The sequence below is a fragment of the Larkinella punicea genome (assembly GCF_003334855.1).
GTDB lineage: Bacteria > Bacteroidota > Bacteroidia > Cytophagales > Spirosomataceae > Larkinella > Larkinella punicea.
Genome location: NZ_QOWE01000013.1, coordinates 57634 through 82869 on the forward strand (window position 1 = coordinate 57634; position 25236 = coordinate 82869).

Annotated in this window: 19 protein-coding genes; 9 read left to right on the plus strand and 10 right to left on the minus strand. The window is 51.8% G+C overall.

From position 1 onward, the window contains the following. The first annotated feature begins 334 nt into the window (after positions 1 to 334). Positions 335 to 3511: a SusC/RagA family TonB-linked outer membrane protein gene (locus DUE52_RS16605; RefSeq protein ID WP_114407154.1), complete on the plus strand. Its 3177-nt coding sequence runs from the start codon at positions 335 to 337 to the stop codon at positions 3509 to 3511. A gap of 112 nt (positions 3512 to 3623) precedes the next feature. Further along, positions 3624 to 5156 (plus strand): SusD/RagB family nutrient-binding outer membrane lipoprotein, encoded by a 1533-nt coding sequence (locus DUE52_RS16610; RefSeq protein ID WP_114407155.1) that lies wholly within the window; start codon positions 3624 to 3626, stop codon positions 5154 to 5156. Between the two features lie 100 nt (positions 5157 to 5256). Here DUE52_RS16610 and DUE52_RS16615 read toward each other — a convergent pair whose 3' ends face one another. Together DUE52_RS16615 and DUE52_RS16620 are read right to left on the minus strand one after the other, a co-directional pair. Beyond that, a complete protein-coding gene (locus tag DUE52_RS16615) occupies positions 5257 to 6237 on the minus strand; it encodes a pyruvate dehydrogenase complex E1 component subunit beta (RefSeq protein WP_114407156.1) in 981 nt (326 codons plus the stop codon). Positions 6238 to 6314: 77 nt separating this feature from the next. Further along, complete coding sequence (locus DUE52_RS16620) at positions 6315 to 7712, minus strand: cytochrome P450 (RefSeq protein ID WP_114407157.1); 1398 nt, start codon at positions 7710 to 7712, stop codon at positions 6315 to 6317. Positions 7713 to 7914: 202 nt separating this feature from the next. On the opposite strand from DUE52_RS16620, the gene purH reads away from it, so the two are divergent. Genes purH through gatC form a run of 3 tightly spaced genes read left to right on the plus strand, consistent with a single transcriptional unit; the run spans position 7915 to position 10466 of the window. Further along, the gene (purH, locus tag DUE52_RS16625) at positions 7915 to 9429 is read left to right on the plus strand and encodes a bifunctional phosphoribosylaminoimidazolecarboxamide formyltransferase/IMP cyclohydrolase (RefSeq protein WP_114407158.1); all 1515 of its coding nucleotides are present in this window, start codon (positions 7915 to 7917) and stop codon (positions 9427 to 9429) included. Between the two features lie 3 nt (positions 9430 to 9432). Beyond that, complete coding sequence (locus tag DUE52_RS16630) at positions 9433 to 10167, plus strand: lysophospholipid acyltransferase family protein (RefSeq protein WP_114407159.1); 735 nt, start codon at positions 9433 to 9435, stop codon at positions 10165 to 10167. An 11-nt stretch (positions 10168 to 10178) separates the two neighbouring features. Next, positions 10179 to 10466 (plus strand): Asp-tRNA(Asn)/Glu-tRNA(Gln) amidotransferase subunit GatC, encoded by a 288-nt coding sequence (gene gatC, locus DUE52_RS16635; protein ID WP_114407160.1) that lies wholly within the window; start codon positions 10179 to 10181, stop codon positions 10464 to 10466. Positions 10467 to 10501: 35 nt separating this feature from the next. On the opposite strand, the gene folK is transcribed toward gatC, so the two are convergent. From folK to DUE52_RS16655, 4 genes are all read right to left on the minus strand, one after another. Next, a complete protein-coding gene (folK, locus tag DUE52_RS16640; RefSeq protein WP_114407161.1) occupies positions 10502 to 10993 on the minus strand; it encodes a 2-amino-4-hydroxy-6-hydroxymethyldihydropteridine diphosphokinase in 492 nt (163 codons plus the stop codon). A gap of 3 nt (positions 10994 to 10996) precedes the next feature. Beyond that, the gene (locus DUE52_RS16645) at positions 10997 to 12043 is read right to left on the minus strand and encodes an AAA family ATPase (protein WP_133299860.1); all 1047 of its coding nucleotides are present in this window, start codon (positions 12041 to 12043) and stop codon (positions 10997 to 10999) included. 121 nt (positions 12044 to 12164) lie between these two features. Next, the gene (locus DUE52_RS16650; protein ID WP_114407163.1) at positions 12165 to 12938 is read right to left on the minus strand and encodes a TspO-related membrane protein; all 774 of its coding nucleotides are present in this window, start codon (positions 12936 to 12938) and stop codon (positions 12165 to 12167) included. Positions 12939 to 13017: 79 nt separating this feature from the next. Continuing rightward, a complete protein-coding gene (locus DUE52_RS16655) occupies positions 13018 to 15009 on the minus strand; it encodes a CHU_0125 family OmpA-like outer membrane integrity protein (RefSeq protein WP_170315697.1) in 1992 nt (663 codons plus the stop codon). Positions 15010 to 15547: 538 nt separating this feature from the next. Here DUE52_RS16655 and DUE52_RS16660 point away from each other — a divergent pair. After that, positions 15548 to 17101, plus strand: a complete 1554-nt coding sequence (locus DUE52_RS16660) for a polysaccharide biosynthesis C-terminal domain-containing protein (protein WP_114407164.1) — start codon at positions 15548 to 15550, stop codon at positions 17099 to 17101. A 424-nt stretch (positions 17102 to 17525) separates the two neighbouring features. On the opposite strand, the gene DUE52_RS16665 is transcribed toward DUE52_RS16660, so the two are convergent. From DUE52_RS16665 to DUE52_RS16675, 3 genes are all read right to left on the minus strand, one after another. After that, positions 17526 to 19736 (minus strand): sensor histidine kinase, encoded by a 2211-nt coding sequence (locus DUE52_RS16665; RefSeq protein ID WP_229312195.1) that lies wholly within the window; start codon positions 19734 to 19736, stop codon positions 17526 to 17528. A gap of 41 nt (positions 19737 to 19777) precedes the next feature. After that, a complete protein-coding gene (locus tag DUE52_RS16670; RefSeq protein ID WP_114407166.1) occupies positions 19778 to 20524 on the minus strand; it encodes an ABC transporter ATP-binding protein in 747 nt (248 codons plus the stop codon). 109 nt (positions 20525 to 20633) lie between these two features. Continuing rightward, entirely contained in the window at positions 20634 to 21362 is a 729-nt protein-coding gene (locus DUE52_RS16675) for an MlaE family ABC transporter permease (protein ID WP_114407268.1), read from the minus strand. A 147-nt stretch (positions 21363 to 21509) separates the two neighbouring features. On the opposite strand from DUE52_RS16675, the gene DUE52_RS16680 reads away from it, so the two are divergent. Together DUE52_RS16680 and DUE52_RS16685 are read left to right on the plus strand one after the other, a co-directional pair. Further along, positions 21510 to 22250, plus strand: a complete 741-nt coding sequence (locus DUE52_RS16680) for an SDR family oxidoreductase (RefSeq protein ID WP_114407167.1) — start codon at positions 21510 to 21512, stop codon at positions 22248 to 22250. Between the two features lie 172 nt (positions 22251 to 22422). Next, positions 22423 to 23337, plus strand: coding sequence for an ROK family protein (locus DUE52_RS16685; protein WP_114407168.1), 915 nt, complete (start codon positions 22423 to 22425; stop codon positions 23335 to 23337). A gap of 112 nt (positions 23338 to 23449) precedes the next feature. On the opposite strand, the gene murB is transcribed toward DUE52_RS16685, so the two are convergent. Then, a complete protein-coding gene (gene murB, locus DUE52_RS16690) occupies positions 23450 to 24475 on the minus strand; it encodes a UDP-N-acetylmuramate dehydrogenase (RefSeq protein WP_114407169.1) in 1026 nt (341 codons plus the stop codon). Between the two features lie 132 nt (positions 24476 to 24607). Here murB and DUE52_RS16695 point away from each other — a divergent pair, with 132 nt between their 5' ends. Then, positions 24608 to 25213 (plus strand): SPOR domain-containing protein, encoded by a 606-nt coding sequence (locus DUE52_RS16695; protein ID WP_229312196.1) that lies wholly within the window; start codon positions 24608 to 24610, stop codon positions 25211 to 25213. Positions 25214 to 25236 lie beyond the last annotated feature (23 nt).

Genomic DNA, 25236 nt, shown 5'->3' on the forward strand with positions numbered 1-25236 from the left:
CAGGTGGAAAGTAATAGAAAGAGATTTCAATAAACAAGGTTATGTCTTTTTTTTTAGAGGAATCGAAAAAACATCTACAGAAAAGGATTCCTGACCCACCCGGGGTCTGCCGATCAGTGCAATTGCCGGACAAAATCATAGGGATATTAGGGATTCTGACGGTATAATTTTGACTGGCTGGCGAAAAATATCTAAAAAATGCCTTGTAATATCCTAAAAGTTACTGCAATTTAGAAAAACCGATAATTGGGGCTGAATTACGGGTATATTCAATATAATCTTGCTCTTTTACCATTTTAAGCCTTTACCATCTTTATTTTAAAAACCATTTCCTATGCAGTATTCTACTTTCCTACGAAGTTTGCTAACGGTATGGCTGGGGGTCCTGTTGGTAGCAGGCGCTCAGGCACAAGACCAGCGGGTGACCGGAACGGTTCTTTCCGGAAAAGACCAGCAGCCCGTCGCGGGGGTTTCGGTCCTGATCAAAAACTCTACCCTCGGAACCACGACTGATGCCACGGGAAAATTTGCCCTGAATGTACCGGCCAATGCGGTTCTGGTCTTCAGTTCCATCGGTTTTCAGGGCCGGGAGGTTCCGGTGGGCAATCAAACGGTTCTGACCGTGACCCTCGAAGAAGGCTCCCAGAGCCTCAACGAAGTGGTTGTGACGGCCCTCGGGATCAAAAAAGAATCCAAACGGCTGGGTTATGCCACGGCCAACGTGAACTCGGAACAAATTACGACCAACCGAACCGTTAATTTCATGAACGCCCTACAGGGCAAAGTCGCCGGGGTCAACATCTCCAGTTTAGGCACGGGGGCCGCCGGTACCAGCAAAATCCGGATTCGTGGGCAATCTTCTTTTTCCGGACAGAACTCGCCCCTGATTGTTGTCAATGGGGTTCCCATCGACAACACGAACTTCGGCCAGAACAACGGCAACACGGGCAGCGACGGCTCCATCGCTGGCCGCGACCGGAACTACTCCGATGGGGGCGACGGACTTTCGTCCATCAACCCGGACGACATCGAGGGCATGACCGTTCTGAAAGGAGGTACGGCAGCAGCACTTTATGGCTCGCGGGCCAAAGACGGGGTCATCATGATTACGACCAAAACCAAAGGCAGCGGCCAGGGCATCGGTGTCGTGTATAACACCAACTTCACGACCGACACGCCCCTGGATTTTACGGATTTTCAGTATGAATACGGGCAGGGAGAATACGGAGTTCGGCCCACGGCGGCCAACCCAACTTCCGGGGTGTGGAGTTTTGGCGAGAAATTCAACGGACAGACGCAGGTTCTTTTTGGTGGTGTTACGGTTCCCTACGTACCCGTTCGCGACCGGATCAAGAAATTCTACCGCACCGGCTCCACCTGGACCAACTCCGTCTCCGTTTCGTCGGGTAGCGACCGGGGCGGTTTCAACCTGTCGGTTTCCAACATGGATAACAAGGGAATTACCCCGAACAACTCGTTCAACCGCAAAACCATCAACCTCGGCTTCAGCTACAATCTGTCGCCGAAGCTGACGGTAACGGGATCGATCAACTACTCCAACGAGTACAACAAAAACCCGCCCCAGATTGCCCAGCAGGACAACAGTACGCCAACGGTGATTTACACCATGTCGAACTCGATGCCCCTCGATGTGTTGGAAGCCAACCAGATCAATCCGGCAACGGGCAACGAATTCATCTGGTCGCGGTTTCAGAACCGAACCAACCCGTATTTTGTGCTGGGACAGAAATTTGAGAACATTCGGCGCGACCGGCTGCTGGGTAACCTGACGGCGCGGTACAACTTTACGGACTGGTTGTATCTGCAGGGCCGGGTTGGGCAGGATTTCTGGTCGCGGGATCAGGACTATAACTTCCCAACGGGTCAGGCTTCGCTGGCAGCCGCGCCCGCCGGTTTTGTGAATGGGGCCTATGTACAGGAGGCCCGCCGGTTCCGCGAAATCAATTCCGACTTTCTGATCGGCGCGAATAAAACCTTTGGCAAGTTTGGCGTTGATGTTACGTTGGGGGGAAACCAGTTGTATCGCCGAAGTGACCTGAACAGTGTTCTGGTAACGGATTTCATCGTTCGGGGCCTTTATATTCCGCAAAACGGCCGGGTAAAAGATCCGACCTACGGTTTGAGCGAACGGAAAGTGAATTCACTCTACGGCGCGGCCGAATTTTCGTTCAACGACTTTCTGTATTTGAACGTAACGGCGCGGAACGACTGGTTTTCGACGCTCGCACCGGCCAACCGCAGTGTTTTGTATCCATCCATCACGGGTAGTTTCGTCTTTTCCCAGGCCTTCAGCAATATGCCAAACTGGCTTAATTTCGGGAAAATCCGGGCTGCTTATGCCGAAGTGGGCAGCGATGGCGACGTGGCTCCGTATTCCAACAACCTGTTCTACAGCGTGGGTGCCAACCTGTTCCCAAATCCGGCGGGTTTAGGCCAGCCGGTGGGCAACATCACCTCGAATACCGTTCCGAGTGCGACGCTGCGACCCAGCCGGACGGCGGAAACCGAAGTGGGCCTTGAGCTGAAAATGTTCAATAACCGCGTGGGTCTGGATTTGGCGTTTTACAACAAAATCACCAGCGACCAGATTGTAGCGGCTCAGTCGTCCGATGCGTCCGGTTATACCAATACGTTGATCAACAGTGGCCAAAGCCGCAACCAGGGTTTTGAAGTACTGCTCAACGTATCACCATTCCGGACGAAAGATTTCTCCTGGGACATCACGCTCAACGGTTCGTATAACCAGACCAAACTGCTCCGGTTGCTGACTGACGTTGCGGGCGAACAGATCGTGGTGGGTAATGGGATTTACGTGGGTGACCTGCGTCATGTCGTCGGTCAGCCGCTGGGTCAATTGTACACGTTTGGGTATGTGCGCGATGCGCAGGGGCGGATTGTTCACGGGGGCGATGGCTTGCCGGTTCGGACGCCGGCACCCATTTCGTTTGGTTCGGCATTGCCCAAATACATCGGCGGGATTAACAACTCGTTTACCTACAAAGGCATCAATCTGTCGTTCCTGATCGATTTCAAACTGGGCGGAAAAATGATTTCGGGTACCAACCTCAACACCTACCGGCACGGTTTACAGAAGGAATCGCTGGTGGGCCGGGGCGAAGCCGACAACAAGATGGTGGGCGCCGGCGTCAACGAACGGGGCGAGGTCAACACGGTTCGGGCTTTTGTTCAGGACTATTACTCCGTTGGCCGGTCGAAGAGCCTGGGCGAGCAGGTGGTCTACGATGCCGGTTTCTGGAAACTGCGTCAGATCACGCTGGGCTATGATTTTACGAAAATGTTACCCAGCAAACTGTTCATCAAAGGTGTTCGGCTAAGTGCGGTGGCCAACAACGTTGCGCTGTTGAAGAAATGGGTTCCCAACATCGACCCCGAACAGTTCGGATTCAGTTCGGATAACCTGGTTGGTCTGGAATCAACGGGCTTGCCCACGACCCGGAGCATCGGTTTCAACCTTAATGTTAGATTCTAAATCGGTTTACGGTATTCGGTTTTCAGTTTACGGTGGCTGGCGCAAGCGACCTTTGCGTGCGTCAGCCACCGTAAACTGAAAACCGTAAACCGAATACCTCAATCTGAAAACTATGAAAAAGACAGCTTTATACATCCCGTTGATTGCCCTGCTGCTTACCGTGAGCGGGTGTGAGGAGGGATTCGACGAATTGAATGTTAATCCGACCGCAGCGACGGCCCTCAATCCGCTTTTTACGTTTAACAATGCGATGATCAACACCACCTTCCCCGGATCGACGATGGTATTTGAGCATCCCATTGTGCAGCAGGTTTTTTCGCCCAACTCCGGGGTGTTGGCGGGCGGAAACTTTAACGTCGACAACCGGGGGCCCACGGGTCCCAACACGGGGATCTGGCAGCGGTATTACCGGGATGTCATCCGGTATCTGGTGGATGTTATCGCCAAAACAAAAGATGACGCCAACCGGACGAATCTCTACCACATGGCCCGCATCTGGAAAGCCTACGCTTTCATGGTGCTGACCGACACCTACGGCGACATTCCTTACCAGGAAGCAGGTCTGGGATTCCTACAGGCCAACATTACACCGAAATACGATACCCAGCAAAGCATTTATGACGACATCATCAAGGAATTAACGGAGGCAACTGCCGCACTGGATGCCGCCAAGCCTACGGAAGCCGGAGATATCGTGTATGGCGGGAATATTGTAAAATGGAAAAAATTCGGTTATTCTGTCATGCTGCGGGCCGGGATGCGGCTTACGAAAGTAAACCCGACCCTGGCGCAGGCTACGGCGGTAAAAGCCCTGGCGGGTGGTGTGATCCTGACCAATGCCGATAACGGACTCATTCGCAACAATGCCAATTACCAGAATCCGGTAGGAACGATGCTTAATTCGACGGAGGCTGCCAATTTGTACCTGACCCGGTATTTTGTAAACTACCTGCGGACGAACGAAGATCCCCGGTTAGCGTCGATTGCTGCGCGGTATGTTGGCGCCAAAAGTGGTGCCGAGCAAACCGCAGCCCGGATTAACCGTGACCCTGCGGTGCAAATCGGTATGCCGATGGGATTTGATAATGGTACGATTCCGGCGCAGGCTGTTGCCGACAAACTGGCGAGTTTCTACGATTATTCGCAGTTGGATCGCACGCGCCTGGGCAGGCTGGATGCGCCTACGTTTATGGTAACTGCCGCTCAAACGAATTTACTCCTGGCGGAAGCCGCCCAACGTGGCTGGATCACCGGCAGCGCGGCCGATTACTACGCGGCTGGCGTGACGGCCCACATGCAGCAGTTAGGCGATGCCGATGCAACCTCGGCGGTTCCGGCGGCTGCCATTACAGCTTATCTCCAGAAAAACCCGTATGTGGCGGCCAATGGTCTGGAACTGATCAACACGCAATACTGGGTGGCTTCGCTTCTGAACGGCCCGGAGGTGTTTGCTAATTTCCGGCGGAGCGGTTTTCCGAAGCTGACGCCCAATCCGTATCCCGGCAAGGAAATCAAAGGAAACTTTATCAACCGCATTACCTATCCGGATTCCGAATTGTCGGTGAATAAAGCAAATCAGGCTGAGGCACTTTCCCGTCAGGGCCCTGACAATCAGGATAGCCGGGTTTGGTGGGATAAACAGTAAGACCAAAAGAGGAAAAAAAAGAGGGAGGAGCGGAGAAAGGGAAAAGGGATGTTTGATCCCCTTGTCCTTTCCTCCGCTCCTCCCTTCCTTTTATCCCTTTTTATTTCTTATACATCACCGCATCGACGGCCTGTAGCGTCCGTTTCACGTTTGGCAGAATCACTTCGATCAGGGTTGGCGCATACGGCAGCGGCAAATCCAGGCTGTTGACCCGAATTACCGGTGCATCCAGGTAATCGAAGGCGTTGCGCTGAATGTTGTAGGTCAGTTCCGACGAAATAGCCGCCAGTGGCCAGGCTTCTTCCACCACCACACACCGGTTCGTTTTCTTGACGGAATTGATGATCGTAGCGTAATCGATCGGGCGAACGGAACGCAGGTCGATCACTTCCGCTGAAATGCCTTTGTCGGCCAGTTCATCGGCAGCTTGTAACGCCACTTTCATGAATTTACCGAACGAAACGATGGTGACGTCGTTGCCTTCCCGCTTGATATCGGCTTTGCCAATCGGAATCAAATATTCTTCTTCCGGAACCTGACCTTTGTCGCCATACATCAGTTCCGATTCCATGAAAATAACCGGATCGTTGTCGCGGATCGCCGTTTTCAGCAGCCCTTTGGCGTCGTAGGGATTCGAGGGAACCACCACTTTCAAGCCGGAGGTGTTGGCAAACCAGTTTTCGAAGTTTTGCGAGTGTTGCGACGACAGCATCCCGGCGTTCCCCGTCGGTCCGCGGAACACGATGGGGTTGGAATATTGACCACCCGACATCGACATGATTTTGGCCGAGCCGTTGATGATCTGGTCGATGGCAACGAGCGAAAAGTTGAACGTCATGAACTCGATGATGGGCCGTAAGCCGTTCATGGCTGCACCGACGCCAATACCGCCAAAACCCAATTCGGCAATGGGTGTATCGATGACCCGCGCCGGGCCAAACTCGTCGAGCATGCCCTGACTGACTTTGTAAGCACCATTGTATTCAGCCACTTCTTCGCCCATCAGAAACACCTTCTCGTCCCGGCGCATTTCTTCTACCATGGCTTCGCGAAGGGCTTCGCGGAATTGTATTTCTCTCATCGTGTGTGAGTTAATGATTGTCAGCTTCTAATAAACGGTCAAAAATAGGGAAAACAGGCTAAAAGTACAATTCGATCTCACGACACAGGCAATCCGGTGTTCGGGCGGGCCTGAACCCGAAGCCGCAAACCGCCTTTGGGACGCAGCGTTATGCCCGGTTCCGGCTCCACGATTTTCTGATCGACCGGCTGAAAATCAAAGTCGCGGATCAGCAACGTCAGCACAATCTGCATCTCCATCATCGCAAAATTATTCCCAATGCAGAGTCTCGGCCCTCCACCAAATGGCAGATAGGCATAAGTGGGCCGAAGTTTAACCTGCTCAGGAAGAAAGTGTTCCGGATCAAACGTTTCCGGGTTTTCCCAGTAACGCGGATCGCGATGGAGGAGATACGGGCAAATCAACATCCCATCGGCGCCCGGAACCTCGACCCGGTAGTCGCCAAACTGATCGGAATGCAGCGGTTGCCGGCCGAAAATCCAGGCCGGTGGATACAGCCGCATCGTTTCCTGAATCACCTGCGTGGTGTAGGTCAGTTCGCGCAGGGTCTCGACGGTCGGCAGATTGTCGGGTCCCAGAACCCGGTTTATTTCCTCGCGTAATTTTTCGGTAATATCCGGATGAGTGGCCAGCAGGTGAAACGTCCAGGACAAAGCGTTGGCGGTGGTTTCGTGACCGGCCATAAAAATAGTCGTTACCTCATCGCGCAGTTGCTGGTTGGTCATCTGTTCCCCCGTTTCTTCGTCGCGGGTTTCCATCAGCATGCCCAGCAGGTCGTCGTGCCGGATTTCGGCCGGTTGGCGTCGGCGGCTTTCGATGATTTCATAGATAATGGCCTCCGTTTTGCGGACCGCCCGGCGGTAGCGGACCGTGCGGGGCGTGGGCCAGTTTCGTGTAAACGGGAAGAAATTGAAAAGCTCCTTGTAGGCGGTTTGAATGATGATCGTGATGGATTCCGAGACGTTTTCCAGGTGATTTTTGACGTCCGAACTGAACAGCGAACGGGTCACAACGGCCAGCGCCAGGTGCATCATTTCTTCCGAAACCAGCGTCGGCCCGGTCAGATCCCGGTTTTTCCACTGCGAAATTAGCCCGGTGGTTTCGCGGTTCATACCGTCTACCAGCAACGCCAGCCGCTGTTTATGAAAAGCCGGTTGGGCCAGCCGCCGTTGGCGTCGCCAGAAATCCCCTTCGCTGTTGAGCAAACCGTTGCCCAGAAACATCTTCAGCACGTCGTAAGCCGCGCTTTTGACATAATTCCGGTTGTTTTCCTGTAAAATGTGTTTGGCGTCTTCAGGCGTCAGGGTGAGGGTAATCAACCGCCCGACGGCCTTAAATTGCACCAATCGGTCGTATTGTCGTTGCAAGCCCGTCAAAAATCCCAGCGGATCGCGGGCAAAATCAAAGGTGCTTCCCACGAAAGGAATGCCTTTCAGTTTCGGAATGGGTTTTGGCGGTTTTTCATCGGTGACCATACCTGATTTCGCTAAAGAATTTTATAAAGTTACAAACTCCTTTCCAATCAAAAGTCTCCGTTCCGAACCTTTCGGTTATCTTTGCACCCTAATCCTCCGCTCAACTTCTTTTTCTCTGCTGAACTCCGCGAAACAGGTTGAAAGCTCTTTCGCGGAGTTCAGCAGAGAAAAAGAAGTTGAGCGGAGAAAATCTTGCTTTTTCATGTCGAAGACCATTCAATCTGCGCTTATTTCAGTTTATTACAAAGACGGGCTGGAACCGCTGGTTCGGTTGCTGCACCAGAACGGCGTTCTGCTCTATTCAACGGGGGGAACCCAGACGTTTATCGAACAACTGGGCATTCCGGTAACCGCCGTGGAAGACATTACGGGCTATCCGTCTATTTTTGGCGGTCGCGTTAAAACACTCCATCCGGTCGTGTTTGGCGGGATTCTCTACCGCCGGAATCTGGCCGAGGATGTGGCCCAGGCCAGCCGCCACGACATCAACCCGATCGATCTGGTGGTGGTTGATCTCTATCCCTTTGAAGAAACCGTTGCATCGGGTGCTTCGGACGAAGACATCATCGAGAAGATTGATATTGGCGGTATTTCGCTGATTCGGGCTGCGGCCAAAAATTACGAAGATGTGCTGATCGTTTCGTCGCGCGGACAATATGCGGATGTCGTCAACCTGCTGACGGAAAAAGAAGGCACGACGGATCTGGAAGACCGTCGGCGGTTTGCCAAAGAAGCTTTTGCCATGACGTCGTCGTATGACACGGCCATTCACCACTATTTTGCGGGTTCGACGGCTAGCGATGATTTCCGCCAGCTTCCCGCGCAGTCGCTGCGCTACGGTGAAAATCCGCACCAGCAAGCTACTTTTTACGGCGATCTCAACGCCCTGTTCGACCAGTTAAACGGCAAAGAATTATCGTACAATAACCTGGTGGACGTCGATGCCTGCGTCAGCCTGATCGATGAATTTACGGATACCACGTTTGCGATCATTAAACACACCAACGCCTGCGGTGTCGCGACGGCCCCCACGGCGAAGGAAGCGTATCTGAACGCACTGGCCTGCGACCCGGTTTCGGCATTTGGCGGGGTGATCATCACCAACGCCAAAGTAGACCTGGAAACGGCGGAAGAACTGAATAAATTGTTCATGGAAATCCTGATTGCGCCGGATTTTGATGACGATGCGTTGAAACTGCTCGGTTCAAAGAAAAACCGGATCCTGCTGAAACGCAAACCGGTGGAATTCAGCCCAAAAATGTTCAAGACCCTGCTGAACGGCGTATTGGAACAGGACAAAGACAGCCAGGTTGAAACCGTCGATCAATTCAAAACCGTTACGGAAAAAGCACCGACCGAAGCAGAAGAACGGGCACTGGAATTTGCATTGAAGATCTGCAAACATACCAAATCGAACACGATTGTCCTGGCGAACGACGGGCAACTGCTGGCGAGCGGTGTCGGCCAAACCAGTCGCGTCGATGCACTCCGGCAAGCGATTGAAAAAGCCCGGACGTTCGGTTTCGAGCTGAAAGGGGCCGTGATGGCGTCAGATGCGTTTTTTCCGTTTTCCGACTGCGTTGAGATTGCCGGTGAAGCCGGTATTTCGGCGGTGGTACAGCCCGGCGGCTCGATCCGCGACAAGGACAGTATTGATGCCTGCAATCAGCGCGGTATGGCGATGGTGACCACGGGTGTACGGCATTTCAAGCATTAATTTATGTTGTACACGATCTGGTGCGGTTTCTGGTTTCTGACCCTGTTTCTGGTTCTGTTTCCGTTTATGTTTCTCTTCCTGCAACGGGAAGAGTGGAAACCGTACGCCCATAAAGTCAATTACGTCTGGGGGCGGTTATTCTTCTGGATCATCGGCATGCCCATTCACGTCGATTACCAGTTTCGCCCCGATCCGAAGCAGACGTACGTGTTTTGCGCCAACCACTTCTCGTACCTGGACATTGCCGTGATGGGCGTCATCATCCGGAATTTCTACGCGTTCATCGGAAAAAGCGAGGTAAAACGGGTGCCGCTGTTCGGCTATATGTTCGCGAAACTGCACATTCAGGTTGACCGGAGTCAGGCCAACAGCCGCGCCTATTCGTTATCGAAAGGCATCCGAACGCTGAAAAGCGGCCGCAGCATCATGATTTTTCCCGAAGGCGGTATCAAATCCAAACAACCACCCAAAATGCACCATCCGTTCAAAGATGGTGCATTTACGATGGCTGTTCAGCAGCAGGTGCCGATTGTGCCGATTTCGTTGCTGAATAACCACGAAGTTTTCCCCGAAAAGAAGAAATTGCGGATGTACTGGCGGCCCATCCGGGCGGTGGTTCATCCGCCCATCGAAACAAAAGGACTGACCCAGACCGACGTGGAACGGTTGAAAGAAGAAACCTTCCGGGTGATCGACGAATCGTTGATGAACCAGTCGGCCCGGGTTGCGATGAATTAAACGAATAGCCTATGAAAGTCGATCACGAAACCCTGCATAAAATCGCTCACCTCGCCCGGCTTGACGTGCGGCCCGAAGAAGAGCAGCCCCTGATTGACAGCCTGAACGAGGTGCTGACCTGGATGGAGCAACTCAACGAAATCGATACGACTGGTGTCGAGCCATTGACCCATATTTCGGCCGAAATCAACGTTCTGCGCGAAGACATCGTCGGTCATCAGCTTCCGCGTGAACAGGCACTGGCAAACGCTCCGGACAAAACCGATCAGTATTTTCAGGTGCCCAAAGTAATTGAGTAAACGAAGCGGTTTTGTAACTGCCGGATTGGTACAAGCTAGGATTTCCACTCTTTAACTTCCCCTTCGTCCTGACATTCCGCCAGCAATTGCCGATTGGTTTTTTGAAAAACCGGGTGAACAAACTCGGGTTCAATTTCCGCCAGCGGAACCAGCGTAAACCGCCTTTCGTGCAGGAAGGGGTGAGGCAGGGTCAGCTTTTCAGTGGTCATTACCACATCGTCTACGTATAACAGATCGATGTCGATGATGCGGCTGCCCCACTTTTCGCGCCGAACCCGGCCCAGACGGGTTTCGATGGCCTGGGTTTTTTCCAGGATTTCTTCGGGCGAAAAAACGCTCAGAACTTTCAGTACCTGATTCAGAAAAGCCGGTTGATCGGTAACACCCCAGGCTGCGGTTTCGTAGAGGGCTGATTGCTTTAAAACCGGCCCCAGATCAATCTGAATGGCCTCCTGCGCCCGTTGCAGGGTCGCGGCCCGGTCGCCCAGGTTGGCGCCCAGCAGCAGAAAAACCGTGTGCGTCGTCATGGATTAAAAGCCAATGGACCGGTTCGTTTTTTTAGCGAAATGCACTTCTTCTTCCAGGTGATAAATATCGGCCAGGGTCATGGGTTGTTCAGTCCGGAACGCCAGTTCCCGTTCTTCGAGCAGCCGGTTGGCTTTGTCGACGGCCAGTTCGCCAAATTCGTAGCGGGCAATGAGCCGCCCTTTCCGAAGCAGGGCCGGATCGAGTCGTTTGATGTCGGTATTGAACGTACAGATGATCTGGATGGCGAGGCAGTCGGCCAGCAAGCCGTCGGTCAGGTTGAGCAGGTTGGAGACGGCGGCATTGCGAACATCCGATTCGCGGTCCATCAGCACCTGTTCTGCTTCTTCAATGACCAGAATCGAGTTGCGCTGTTCGAGCAAAAACGGAATAAAACCAGGTTGGGTCATCACTTCGACCAACTGGGGCGGCAACACCAGCACCTGCTTGGAAAGCTGCGTGGTCAGGTGGCGGATGAGGTTGGTTTTGCCCGTTCCCGGTTTGCCGTGCAGGATGATCAGCCCTTTTTCGCTGTTGGTATTCAGCCGCTGAATCAACTTATCGTAAACTGGCTGCAAATCATCGTTGTAATGTTTTTCCAGATCAAGCGGCAGCAACTTCAACTGGGTTTCTTCCACAATCAGTTCGTTGTACTGTTGCGTAATGAGTCCCACCTTGCCCAGCGAATTGTCGGGGTCGGGAATCTTGTAGGCATCCAGACCGGTCAGAACGCGGTCGAGCACTTCGCGGTTACTGTAGCCACCCAGCATCGAATAGGCCTTCATGGCGGGCAGGTAGTGCAGCCGGAGCAGAAGACCCTCGGGATGAGACCAGAACGAATGTTCCTCCTGTTTGGTAAACAAATCCGTGCGTTCGTGAACCTTGACGAATCGCTGTTGGGTCAGGAAATCAGGCAGGGTTATTTCAAACTGATGACGGCAAATGAGCTGATTGGGGAAGATGCCAAACTGCTGAACGAAGTAATAAACGTTGGGAAAATCGTCGTCGTCGGGCGAAAATTTAAACTGGTCGGCGGGTAGTTTCCATGACATGCTGTAAAAATCGTTGAATACCCGCAAACGTGCAAAAAAACCGGCTGAAACCTTCGAAACTTCGGACGGCACCTGTCAGGTTTCCAAAACCTGACAGGTGCCGTCCGAAGTTTCGAAGGTTTCAGCTAAACGAGTGCGCAGGCGTTTTGGGCCGTTGGAAAAAGCGAACCAGCCACACAAGGGCGGCAATTCCGGCCCCAATCCCGGCGACCAGCGATACGGAACCGTTGCCCTGTTGCCCGGCGGCAATGGCGGCAAACGCCCAGACGAACACCATCAAATACGAAAAACTCCGCAACCGGCTGAAGACGAATAACCCGATGGCCAGACCAACGGCAATCAGAATCTGCGCCCAGACGGGACCGCCCAGACTGCCGCCATCCCAGCCGGTCGATTTCAGCCAGACACAGATGTTGGCAATGGTAGCGACCGTCACCCAGCCAAAATACAGGCCAAACGGAACCCGGGCCAGCCATTTTTCGGCAGTCGGCACGTTGGCTGCGTTCAGCCGAAGACCGAAGTTGATGCCGTAGAGCGTAAAAAGAATACCGGAAATGAACAGGACGGAAACAAAAAGCCACTCATTCTGGAAAATGGGTAACCACAAGCTGTTGAACACGCCATTCAGGATGACCAGCGGACCGATGGCCCGAAAACGCGGATTGGTCCGTTGCGATGGCAAAGCTTGATAAACCGCAAAGCCCAGCAAACCCAGATAGATGACACCCCAAATGGAAAAGGCAAAACCGGCGGGTGTGAAGTCTGTAAAGTATTTATTGGAAACCTGGGCGTTGGTCTGCCCGCCAAACGGCAACGCGTTCGACAGGTAGTTCATGACGATGGTCGAAATAATGACGAAGACAACCAGGAACTGCCGGAGCTTATCGTTTTTCATAGCAAAAAAGTTTAGGGTAAACGGAAACCCGTTTACCCTAAACTCAAAATTTAACCCGTTGTTTGGAATGGCCTGAAACTTAAAAACTCAGGATCTTGAACTCCGTTCGGCGGTTGCGCTGGTGTTCGTCTTCCGTTTTGGCGTTTTTGACAATGAGCTGCGTTTCGCCGTAGCCTTTGGCAATCATCCGTTCGGCCTCAATTCCTTTGGAAACGATGTAATCGACGGCGGCTTTGGCCCGGTTTTGCGACAGGCGGATGTTGTAGGCATCGGCGGCCCGAACGTCGGTGTGCGAACTTAGCTCAATTTTCAGCGTCGGATTGTCTTTCAGAATGGTCACCAGCTTGTCGAGTTCCTCGGCCGCGTCGGGGCGGATGGCGTATTTATCCAGATCGTAGTAAATATTTTCGAGTACAAACGTTTTTCCCAGCGTTACCTTGTCGAGCAAAATCGGTACCTCAAAGGTGGTATCGGTTTCGGCTTTTTTCAGGAAAATCGGCGGAATGCTCCGGCCCTGCATCGTAAACTGTTCGCGCTTGGTAAGATAACCGGGCCGCTCGACCAGAATCGTATAATCTTTTCCTTCCTTCAGCGGGTATTTTCCATACGTACCGGGGTTGCCCGTCAGCGCTTCGCCAATCGGTGCTTCAACGCCCTCTTCAATGATTCGAACCGTCGCGGAATCCAGCGGGGCCTGAGGAGAAGCGTTTTCCGAAACCGTACCGGCAATGAAATACCTAACCCGTTTCGGCGCTTCGGTCGGTGGGGTAGAGGCCAACGGCGGTTTTTCGGTGGTCGATTCGGAGTCGTCGAAATAATAAATATCATCGTCGCCCTTTCCGCCCTCGCGGTTCGACGCAAAATAGCCTTTGTCGGCTTCGACCAGAAACAGCCCGAAATCATCCGCCGGCGAATTGATTGGTACGCCCAGGTTCTCCACCGAAATGATGCCCTGCGAGCGGGTTGCGACGAAAATATCAAGCTTGCCTAAACCGGGATGACCATCGGACGCAAAATACAATTTGCCATCTTCGGCCACATACGGAAACATTTCGTCACCGGGCGTATTGATGTCACGGCCCATGTTGACCGGGCGGCTGAACCGGCCCGACGCATCCATGTTGGTGCGGTAGAGGTCAATTCCGCCCACGGTTCCGGCGCGGTTGGAGGCAAAATAGAGCGTTTTGCCGTCGGCCGAAAACGCCGGGCTGCCGTCCCAGGCCGTTGAGTCGCTGATGGGCAGTCGCCGGGGTTCGCTCCAGGCGTTATCGGCTGATAACCGACTGATAAACAAGTCGACGTCCAAACCGCCTTTGCGTTTTCCGTTGTTGCCCCGCGCAAAAATCATGACTTTCCCATCTTTCGAAAAGGCCGGTGTCCCTTCGTTGGCATCGTCTTTGAAAATGTTGGAACTGAACAGTTGCGGATTGTTTCCGGTTTCGTCCGGTTTCTGTGCCAGCTTGATTTTATATAAACCGGTCATCGGCTGACCGTTGTTTTTGTAAATCTTCTCTTTCCGCGACGAGGTAAAAATCAGCTCGTCTCCGCGAACCACCGGCGCATATTCGGAACCCGGAGAGTTCAGCGCACCAATGTTTTTAGGCTGGAAAGCAATTTTTTTCTGGCTGATGAGATCGATTGCCCGCAGGGTTTCGGCTTCGCGCCGGGCTTTTTCCAGATTGACTTTACTGGACGGTTTGGTGGCTACATACTGATCCAGTTGTACCAACGCTTCCGGATACCGGCCCTGCGCCTTGAGCGCGTAGGCATAATACATTTTGGCGTTGATCTCCGGAATACCGGCTTCGATGGCTTTCTGGTAAAACGGTGCCGCTTGCGGGAAGCGGTTCGACAGGCGGTAGGATTCGGCCAGCAGATAATTCAGCCGGGCGACGTCGGTGACGCCTTTGCCGTTGGCGGCTTTCTGCAAATTCTCAATGGCCAGGTTGTATTCCCCTTGTTCGAATTGTCGAACGCCTTTTTTATACACCTGCATGGCAGAGTTGCATCCAGCCAGCCCTATGGCCAACCCCAGCGCCACCAGCAGGGAATAGGAGGTACTGATTTTCATATAAATCCTGTAACGATATGCTGTGATTACCGCCAAGTTAACGATTTATCACTTGGCTATACATTTTAACGAAGAGAAGTTGAATTTATTGGGGCAAAATCCGGGTGGAAAAAGGGGGATTTGCGGAAATGAAAAATCCCGCCGGAAGCCAGCAGGATTTTGTTGAAAGACGCAATTGAATAGTAAACGGCGGAATCGGGCAAATAGTTTACGGTATGAAAAATTATTGCTTTATTTTTCAGAATAATAACGAACTTTTATCTGATGCCCTAAATTCCCCGAGGGCCGGGCTGTTAAATTCTACCGCATTTCGCCCCCACCCCCTAAAGGGGACTTTAGAATCCGGATGTTAAAGCCCCCTTTAGGGGGTGGGGGGCAAAAGCGGATCGATATTGCAAACTTCTAAAGATCCTAATTTCCAGAACTTAACAGCCCTACCCTTCAGGGATTCAGGGGGAGAAAAACCGCATAAGTCCAGCTTCGCATAAAAACCAAAAGCGTATGGCCGGAACGCCTATCTTTGCGGGAACGAAATCGTATGAGTGCATTTAAAAAATTGGCGAGCGATACTGCTCTATATGGGGTCAGTACCATTCTGGGGAGGATGCTGTATTGGTTTATGGTGTTTTTACACACCCGGGTTTTTCCGCGCCCCGGCGAACTGTCTTCGAATGTGGAACTGTTTTCGTACGTACCAGTCTTGCTGCTGGTGTATACATTAAGTCTCGAAACCGCCTTTTTCCGGTATGCTTCCCGCCAGAAAGAGGATAAGCAGAAGGTCTTTAACGAAACCTTGAGCATTGTGCTGGCCGTCAGCCTGGTGGCAACGGCCCTGATTGCGCTTTTCTCTCCCCAAATTGCTACTGCACTGAATTACCCCGGTCAGCAGAAGTTCATTATCTGGGTGGCGATGATTGTGGCGACAGACGCGATTGTATCGATTCCGTTTGCCCGGCTTCGCGTCGAAAACCAGGCCCGGCAGTTTGTGAAGGCCAAACTGATCAGCATTGTCGTCAATATTTTTTTGAATGTCTTCTTTCTGGTGATCTGCCCGCAGATTTACAATGGCGAGTATTTGCTTTTTCTGCAACCCGTCGTTGATCTGTTCTACGACCCTTCTGTTGGACCCGGTTATATATTTCTGGCGAATCTGATTGCCAATCTGGTGTATTTCCCGCTGTTGTGGAAAACGTTTGGAGGCTTCCGTTTTCAGCTCGACAGGCCGCAAGTACGGCTTTTACTGGCTTATTCGTTTCCGTTGATGCTGACCGCGCTGGCCGGCAACATCAACACGTTAACCGACCGCTGGTTTTTGCGCCCGCTTTTGCCGGACGGTTTTTATCCGGGTCTGACGTCGGAAGATGCCCTCGGTATTTACGGGAACTGTTATAAACTCTCCGTTTTTATGGCGCTCGCCATTCAATCGTTCAAGTTTGCGGCTGACCCGTTCTTTTTCTCCCGCGCCGAAGATAAAAATGCCCCCGGTTTGCTGGCCGACGTCAACAAATGGTTTGTCATTGTCTGCGTCATCATTTGGGTTGGCATCAGTTTGAATCTGGACTGGATTGGGCTGTTTATCGGGAAAACCTACCGGCAGGGTCTGAGCGTCGTCCCCCTTTTGCTGCTGGCCAATCTGGTTCTGGGCGTCTATTACAACATTTCATTCTGGTTCAAGCTGAGCGATAAAACCGCCTACGGCACGTTTATTACCGCTCTGGGCGCGGCTGTTACGGTGCTGCTCAACGTGTTGCTGATTCCGGTGATGGGCTACATGGGCTGTGCCGTAGCGTATCTGGCATCGAGCGTGGTGATGTGCGTTACCTGCTACCTGCTGGGCGAAAAGCATTATCCGGTTCCCTACGATGTGTCGTCGGCGTTGATTTATCTGTTCAGCGGAGGGTTATTGATCTATCTGGCTTCCCAAATCGAAATTTCCAACCTCTGGATTTCGGTTCCGTATCACCTGGTACTCTTCGTTTTATACGTCGGCACGATGCTGGTGATCGAGCGAAGAACCTTTGTGCCTCTGCTGGCGAAAGTGCGAAACCGGGGTGGGATGAAGAAAGAACCGCGAATTACGAATACGGAATAGCGAATGTTGAATAACGAATCAGTAGTGTACGAAGGATGCATTTTTTTCCACCCTCTTTGGCTGTTGGCGTAGAACGATCTTTTCTGATACTATAACGCGAATGAGGGGTGGTTGGCCGCGTAGCGGACGGATGTTTGTAACGAAAAGATTACCCGGTTCCTCCCGCGTGCCTTTGGGTACGCAACAGGCAGGTGCAGGTGATTGCGTACCCAAAGGCACGCGGGCTTTCTTGATGGCACACTGTGGCTACAAACATCCGTCCGCTACGCGGCCAACCACCCCTCATTTGCGTTAGCATCGACAAGCGTTTGCAAAAATCGTGACCAAAAAAGGGAAGGAAAAACGGTTTACCAATCATTTTAAATCCTTCGTACAGTACTGATAACGAATGTCGAATAACGAACACTGAATATTGAATAACGGATCAGACAAGGGGTAAGGCGATGATAAATTCCGATCCGATTCCCGGCTGGCTTTCGACGGTTAGCGTTCCGCCGTGGCCTTTGGTAATGATGTCGTAACTCAGTGAAAGCCCCAAACCGGTGCCTTCGCCGGTGGGTTTGGTGGTAAAGAAGGGTTGAAAGAGTTTTTCCTTGACGGCATCGTCCATTCCCAGCCCATTGTCGATGATCCGGATTTCAATTTGCTTCAAACCGGCTTTTGTCGACACTGTAACCGTTGGCTTATACGGTGTCAGCGTTGTTTTCTGCTTTTTCTGGACGACGTAAAATGCATTGTTGAACAGATTCAGCAATACCCGCCCGATTTCCTGCGGGACGACATTTACGAAACCGGCTGTTGGGTCTAAATCGGTTATTAATTCACAATTGAACGTATTGTCTTTCGCCCGTAATCCGTGGTAGGCCAGCCGCAGGTATTCGTCACAGAGCGCGTTGAGGTTGGTGACCTGGCGGTCGCCGGTCGTGGTGCGCGAATGGGCCAGCATATTTTTAACGATCTGACTGGCCCGGCTGCCGTGGTGATTGATTTTCTGGAGGTTCTGCTTCAAATCGCCCAGCAGTTCTTTTTCCAGTTCGGCGTCGCGATCCGGTTTTTGCTGTTCCTCTTCGAGTTCAGTCACCAGTTCGGTGCTTACTTCCGAGAAGTTATTGACGAAGTTGAGCGGGTTCTGAATTTCGTGGGCGATACCAGCCGTCAGCTCACCCAGCGAGGCTAGTTTTTCTTTCTGAATGAGTTGATTCTGCGTGGCTTTCAGGTCTTCGAGTGAGGTCTGTAGCTGGGCGGTGCGCTCTTTCACCTGCTGCTCCAGCCGCTCGTTCTGGCTGGCGATGATGCGGTTTTGTTCGATTTCGCGTTCTTTCTCAAGTTGTTCCTTTTCAATCGCCTGCTGCGCAACCCGTTTGCGAGCCAGGTTGTAGCGGTTAAGCAGGGCTCCCGAAAAGAAGATAATGAGCCAGGCAAAGCAGAAACTTTCGCTGTACTCAAGCATACCCCGAAACCCTTTGGGAAGCTTCAAATTCAGAAACCGTCCCACAATTTGTGTACTGAGGGTAAATAGCCAATACATAAACAGGGGAGCAGTTGCCAGCAGGGCAAACCGCGCATCGAGCGACCCGCGCCGGATCATTTTCACCATCCCGATACCCAGCAAAACATACACGACCCGAATCAGGATTTCGATGAGAAGCATGATTTCGAAGGTCGGCATCCCCGAAAACCGGTACATGAAAAATTGAAGTATATTGACGGCCGCCGTCAAAGCCAAAAAATAGGAGATGGCGCGGTTTAAGCGACCCAACTCCGGGACCGGTTGAATAAATTTTCGGATTGATTGAATGAAAAAGCTGAAGAAGATAATGAAAAAGAAGTTGGCCAGCAGTTTGAACAGATGGGGCTGGTTTTCAAAAAAAGCAAGCTGAATGTTGTAGGCGTTGCGGTCTAAGGTGAAGAAAAAGAGACAGATAGCGAAATAGAGATAGACGACGTCTTTGATCGAAATGAAGATGAACAGGTTATAGCCAATGGCCAGAAAAAGAACCCCGATCATAATCCCGTCAAAAAAGTAATTTTCCCAGAAGTTCTCAACCCGGATCGACTTGTAAACGGATTGAATGCGGTTTTCTTCGGTCTCGAACTGAGGCTCCAGATAGGTCAGGGGTGGGTGCCAATAGGCGCTTTCCGAGCGTTGGTAGAGCGTCGTTTGCTCGCCGGGGCGCAGATGAATGAACAGCCGGTTTCGTTCTTTATTGCCGTTTCGATCCGGAATCTGGTTTTCCGGAACCAGATCACCGGTTCGCTGGTGCTGCCAACGCTGACGGGCATCCAGCCGGTACAGGTCCAGGTAGCTGGCGTAGAAGTCACCGTAATATAGATTCAGATCGTGGGGCAGCGTGTTTTTGACCCGCATGCGAATCCAGTAAACATGCGAATTTCGGTTGGGATTGTGGTGAGAATCAAACCGGAACGAATCGCTGCGTCGGACCTGTTCAAAAGTGTAATTTTCCGCCAAGTCTGCCAGCACCTGAAAATGGGCCGTATCGACTTCCACCCGACCGGAATCCGTTTTGATTTCGAAAACCGGTGGCCAGGGCTGCTGCGCAAACCCAAAAGATCGAAACCCGAGCCAGAAAACCAGCCATAAGACACCATTCACCATAGAGGATGACCATCGCATCGGTCCGCCATTTTTGATTAATAGTGCATTATGCTGTGGTTTCATGCCTTGGTGTCCCGTAAGAGTTTATTGGCGTAAATAAACTCATTCAGCTCCGCCACTTTCGATTGCGTAATGGTTGAACTGGAGCCTTCCCACATTTTTTTTCCCTGGTAGAGGAACATGATTTTCTCGCCGATTTCCATCATTGAGTTCATGTCGTGGGTAATCACAACGGTGGTGATTTTAAATTCGTCGGTAATTTCCCGGATCAGTTCGTCAATTTTGATGGACGTCAGCGGGTCAAGGCCGGAGTTGGGTTCGTCGCAAAAGAGGTATTTGGGGTTCATTACAATGGCGCGGGCGATGCCGACGCGCTTCTTCATCCCCCCGCTGATTTCCGACGGCATCCGGTCAGCCGCATTTTCGAGTCCGACCCGTTGCAGACAAAACTGCGCCCGTTCCATTTTTTCCGACGTTGCCATGTTGGTCAGCATGTCGAGCGGAAACCGGACGTTTTCCAGGACGGTTTTTGAGTCGAACAACGCGCCACCCTGAAACAGGACACCCATTTCGCGCCGGATGGCTTTCTGGGTGTCTTCGTCGCCGGTCAGAAAATCGCGTCCGTCATACAGCACCTGGCCTTCTTCGGGTTTGATGAGACCAATCATGCACTTCAGCAAAACGCTTTTGCCGGTACCGCTGCCGCCAATGATCAAACTCGTGTCGCCGGGCAAAAACTTTCCCGAAATACCCGACAGAATCGTCCGTTCCCCGAAAGTTTTCTGAATGTTTTTTATTTCAATCATGATTTCGAGTTGTTTCGCGGAGTTGAGCGGAGGAAAGGCGAGTTAAGCGGAGTTGTTTATTAATTCTCTGCTTAACTCCTTTTCCTCCGCTCAACTCCGCGAAACAGTTTTACAACAACAACTGCGCTAACAGAAAGTCGGCGGCTAAGACCGCAATACAGCTATTTGTGACGGCAGCCGTCGAGGCTTGTCCCACTTCCAGTGCGCCCCCCGCCGTATAATATCCTTTGAACGACGAAATCGTCGAAATCAGGAACGCAAATACCACCGATTTAATCAGGGCAAAGGTGATGCTGAACGGTTTGAAATCGGAGCGGAGTCCACTGATGTAATCTTCGGGCGTAATGATATCGGCTGCTGTTCCGGCAATATAACCGCCGTAGATCGACAGAAAACCCGCCAGGATGACCAGCATCGGAAACGTAATCATGGAGGCCAGCACTTTGGGCAACACGAGATACGAACTCGAATTGATCCCCATCACCTCCAGCGCATCGATTTGTTCGGTGATTCGCATGGTTCCCAAACCGCCGGCAATGTTGGAGCCGACTTTGCCCGACAAAACGACACAGGTGATGGTGGGAGCCAGTTCCAGAATGGTGCTGTCGCGCACAATCACCGCGATAATCGTTAACGGAACCAGCGGGCTAACCAGGTTATAAGCCGTCTGAACGCAGGTTACGGCCCCAATGAAGGTTGAGACGATGGAAACGATGAAGACGGAGTTGATGCCGATTTGGATGCATTCGTCCAGAACCAGTTTGGAATAAACCCCCATTTTTTCCCGGTTCCGGAACAAGGAGCCTAAGAAGATAAAATAACGTCCAAGGTGATGCATGAGCACAAATAACAACAAAACTACGGTAAAGATAGAACGCTTTTGTGCGTATCTTGCCAAAAAACATGAAAGAGTCGATAGTCATTAACAAACAATCTTTCGTATTTAGGTAGATTGGGTGGTGGCTAATGACCATTGGCTGATTCTATGAATCCACTATTGGTAGTTACAGGCGGTACGAAAGGCATTGGCCGGGCCGTGGTTGAACGTTTTGCAGAAGGCGGTTTTGACGTGGCGGTTTGTGCCCGCAACGAGGACGATTTAAGGCAGTTGAAGCACGAAATCGAGGAATCGGTGGCGGAGGTTCTGGAAGGATTCGATGATGCCGTGCTGCCAACCATCTTTCCGTTTGCGGCTGATCTGGCTCAACGTGAGGACGTTAGCCGGTTTATTGACTTCATTCGTTCCCTGGCCCGTCCGGTTAGTGCGCTGGTCAACAACGCCGGTGTTTTTCTGCCGGGGCAAATCCACAACGAGCCGGAAGGAACGTTTGAACGGACGATGAATCTCAACGTGGCCAGCATTTACCACCTGACCCGCGGGCTGATTGGCGATATGATGAAACAACGGAATGGCCACATTTTTATGATGGGGTCAACGGCCAGCATAACGGCCTATCCGAACGGTGGTTCGTATTGCATTTCCAAATTTGCCCTGCTGGGAATGGCCAAAGAATTGCGGGAAGAGATGAAACCGTACGGCGTTAAAGTGACGACCCTGCTGCCGGGGGCCACGTATACCGACAGTTGGGCGGCTTCAGGTCTGCCCAAAGCCCGGTTTATGCAAGCCTCCGATGTCGCCGAAGTCATCTGGTCGGCGTATAATTTATCGGCGGGAGCCGTGGTTGAAGAGATTTTGCTCAGGCCGCAATTGGGAGATATAAAATGAGACAATAATGAATATCGAGTAATGAATATTGAACACCGAAAGAGACGCATCACTTCGTTATTCGGCGTTCAATATTCATTATTCGATATTCATTAAAATCTTCCTTCGTATCTTGCGCCCTCATTGAAAAAACTGAGATAAAAAAGTACGTTTCAAACATAAAACTCCAGTAATGGAATCTGTTCAATATTTGGGTATTGACGTCGGCGGTACGAATGTCAAAATGGGAATTGTCGACGCACAAAGTGGCAATATTTCCAACTTTTACAGTCATGATACGGCTAGCTGGCGCGAATCAGGGCATTTTGTCGAACAATTTGCTGATGCCATTGCGCTTCAACTGTATGAACACAAGGAAATTAAGAAAGTAGGCATTGGCTTGCCCGGTATGATCAACCGGGAGCGAACCGTCCCGCTCGAAATTACAGCCATCCCCGAATTGAACGGTGTTCCACTGGTCGAATCCCTGAACAAACGGTTTCCGGACGTCCAGTTTTTTCTGGAAAATGACGCCAATGCGGCTGCGCTGGGCGAATTTTATTTTGCTGACGATAACATCGACGAAAATTATATTTTCATCACCCTGGGAACGGGCGTTGGTGGTGCGGCCATTATCAACAAAAAAGTATTTGTCGGTGGCGACGGCAACGCGATGGAACCCGGTCATCTGCCTTCGCGCAACAACCGTGTTCTCGAACGGAACATCGGTAAAAAAGAGCTGCTGGATTTAGCCAACGAACGGCGTCAGGAGTTTGAAGGAACTACCCAACTGGCGGCCGACGGAAGTATTTCGACGACCAGTCTGGTGGCTGCGGCCGCGATTGGCGACGAACTGGCGCTGCAAATCTGGACGGAAGTGGGCGAAATGCTCGGCGACGGGCTCGTGTCGCTCATTCGGGTGCTAGACATCAAGCAGATTCTGATTGGTGGCGGCCTGTCGGCTTCTTACGATTACATTCTGCCCGCCGTGCAAAAACAACTGGACTTCTGGCTCACGCCCTATTATCAGAACGGCTTGTCGCTCAAACGCGCCACCCTCGGCAACGACGCGGGCCTGTTGGGCGCGGCATCGCTTTGTTTTGAATAGATGGTTTTAAATGGTGGGATGGTTTAATGGTTAAAAATGGTTTGAATGGTTAAAAATGGTTGGGTAGTTGCAGGAATCAGCCATTCAAACCATTTTTAACCATTCAAACCATTCAAACAATATTCACTTCCGGATTCAGGCGAATCCGGAACCGGTCTTCTACCGACTGCTGCACCTGGTGGGCTACGTTTAGAATTTCGGCACCTGTGGCTCCACCGTGGTTGACCAGCACGAGCGCTTGTTTGGAATGCACCCCCGCAGGACCGATGTGTTTGCCTTTCCAGCCGCATTGCTCGATGAGCCAGCCCGCCGGAACTTTCATCGTCAGGTCGCCGGTCGGGTAGCCGGGCAGGGTAGGATACTCGGTTTTCAGCCGGGCAAAGTCGTCTTTTGAGATTTCGGGATTTTTAAAGAAGCTCCCGGCATTGCCAATTTCGGCGGGATTGGGGAGTTTGCTGCGCCGGATTCGGATCACCGCTTCACTGATCGCCTTGATGCTGAGATTGTCCTCCGAAATGCCCATCGTTGCCAGCGTTTCCCGAATGGCACCGTACTCAATGTGAAAAACGGGCTGTTTGTTCAGGCGAAACGTGACGCTGCTGATGATGTATTTTCCTCTGGCTTCGTGTTTGAAAATGCTTTCCCGATACCCAAACCGGCATTCGGCATGATTGAAAATCCGGGTTTCGCCCGTCAGGATGTCCACCGCTTCCAGGTGGTCGAACACCTGCTCAATTTCAACGCCGTAGGCTCCGATGTTCTGCATGGGAGCCGCACCCGTGGTGCCGGGAATCAGCGACAGATTTTCGATGCCGGCATAGCCATTTTGTACACAAAACAGAACAAACTGGTGCCAGTTGACACCCGCACCGGCTTTTACGAAGGCGTGTGACGCGTCTTCCCGCACCACTTTGATTCCCTGAATGGACATTTTAACAACCAGTCCCTCAAAATCACGCGTGAAAAGCAGGTTGCTGCCACCACCCAGAATCAGCTTGGGAGCGGCCAAAAACTCGGATACCTGGAAAAGCGTTCTCAGTTGTTCTTCGGTATCGATCTCGACCCAATAGCGGGCTTTCGCGTCGATTCCGAACGTGTTGTAGGATTTCAGCGATACGTGGCTCTGAATATCTAGCATGGGTTAGCGTAAGAATGCTACCTCAAAGTAAATAAAAAGAAGGGAAAACGTTGGTATGTTGGCGGTATTGCTCAACAAGATAGCGTTCGGATTGTTGCATAACCAGATAGTTGCTAAATTTGCAAACAAGGGATGAAAGCACAGATGTATAAAGTTCGTTCGGATAGCGCGTTTATCCTGGTAGTTTTGGTCGGACTGTCGGGCTGGATCAGCTCATGTGCGTCATCGAAAAAGACGGCATCCCGGTCGTCGTCGTCTTCCTCGGCGGATTACAATACGTACAATTACGACTTGTCGGCTACCCGCCCCAGATACAGTACGGCAGTGCCTGCAACGGCAAAACCGTCACCTTCCACCCCGCCCGCCCGCCCGGCTCCCGAAACCCGCCGGACGCTGCCGATGGCCGAGCCTTTGCACATCAACAAAAAACTGGACGCCATGCTGGACACCATTTCGGTTAAAAACCGCTCCATCCGGTACGCGCAGGGGTATCGAATCCAGGTGTATGTTGGTGACCAGCGGACCGAAGTGGATCGCGTCAAGCGGTTTACTTACCAGAATTTTCCGGAACTGAATCCCTATACGACGTATCGTCAACCAACGTATCGGTTGAAAGTGGGCGATTTTATGCGCCGGCTCGATGCCGAGCGGTATTTGGCCCAATTGCGCCAGCAGTTTTCGTCGGCTACGCTTTTACCCGACCGGATCGAGATTAGAAGGAGTTTGTCCATTAAATAGCGATAACCTATATTTTTTGTAGT

Excerpts from the sequence above, each read along its gene's own strand:
- DUE52_RS16620 (WP_114407157.1), bottom strand. The coding sequence starts at position 7,712 with ATGGTCACCGATGAAAAACCGCCAAAACCCATTCCGAAACTGAAAGGC.
- gatC (WP_114407160.1), top strand. The coding sequence starts at position 10,179 with ATGAAAGTCGATCACGAAACCCTGCATAAAATCGCTCACCTCGCCCGG.
- DUE52_RS16680 (WP_114407167.1), top strand. The coding sequence starts at position 21,510 with ATGAATCCACTATTGGTAGTTACAGGCGGTACGAAAGGCATTGGCCGG.
- DUE52_RS16605 (WP_114407154.1), top strand. The coding sequence starts at position 335 with ATGCAGTATTCTACTTTCCTACGAAGTTTGCTAACGGTATGGCTGGGG.
- DUE52_RS16615 (WP_114407156.1), bottom strand. The coding sequence starts at position 6,237 with ATGAGAGAAATACAATTCCGCGAAGCCCTTCGCGAAGCCATGGTAGAA.
- DUE52_RS16645 (WP_133299860.1), bottom strand. The coding sequence starts at position 12,043 with ATGTCATGGAAACTACCCGCCGACCAGTTTAAATTTTCGCCCGACGAC.
- murB (WP_114407169.1), bottom strand. The coding sequence starts at position 24,475 with ATGCTAGATATTCAGAGCCACGTATCGCTGAAATCCTACAACACGTTC.
- DUE52_RS16660 (WP_114407164.1), top strand. The coding sequence starts at position 15,548 with ATGAGTGCATTTAAAAAATTGGCGAGCGATACTGCTCTATATGGGGTC.
- DUE52_RS16675 (WP_114407268.1), bottom strand. The coding sequence starts at position 21,362 with ATGCATCACCTTGGACGTTATTTTATCTTCTTAGGCTCCTTGTTCCGG.
- folK (WP_114407161.1), bottom strand. The coding sequence starts at position 10,993 with ATGACGACGCACACGGTTTTTCTGCTGCTGGGCGCCAACCTGGGCGAC.
- DUE52_RS16630 (WP_114407159.1), top strand. The coding sequence starts at position 9,433 with ATGTTGTACACGATCTGGTGCGGTTTCTGGTTTCTGACCCTGTTTCTG.
- DUE52_RS16670 (WP_114407166.1), bottom strand. The coding sequence starts at position 20,524 with ATGATTGAAATAAAAAACATTCAGAAAACTTTCGGGGAACGGACGATT.
- DUE52_RS16685 (WP_114407168.1), top strand. The coding sequence starts at position 22,423 with ATGGAATCTGTTCAATATTTGGGTATTGACGTCGGCGGTACGAATGTC.
- purH (WP_114407158.1), top strand. The coding sequence starts at position 7,915 with ATGTCGAAGACCATTCAATCTGCGCTTATTTCAGTTTATTACAAAGAC.
- DUE52_RS16610 (WP_114407155.1), top strand. The coding sequence starts at position 3,624 with ATGAAAAAGACAGCTTTATACATCCCGTTGATTGCCCTGCTGCTTACC.
- DUE52_RS16655 (WP_170315697.1), bottom strand. The coding sequence starts at position 15,009 with ATGAAAATCAGTACCTCCTATTCCCTGCTGGTGGCGCTGGGGTTGGCC.
- DUE52_RS16695 (WP_229312196.1), top strand. The coding sequence starts at position 24,608 with ATGAAAGCACAGATGTATAAAGTTCGTTCGGATAGCGCGTTTATCCTG.
- DUE52_RS16665 (WP_229312195.1), bottom strand. The coding sequence starts at position 19,736 with ATGCGATGGTCATCCTCTATGGTGAATGGTGTCTTATGGCTGGTTTTC.
- DUE52_RS16650 (WP_114407163.1), bottom strand. The coding sequence starts at position 12,938 with ATGAAAAACGATAAGCTCCGGCAGTTCCTGGTTGTCTTCGTCATTATT.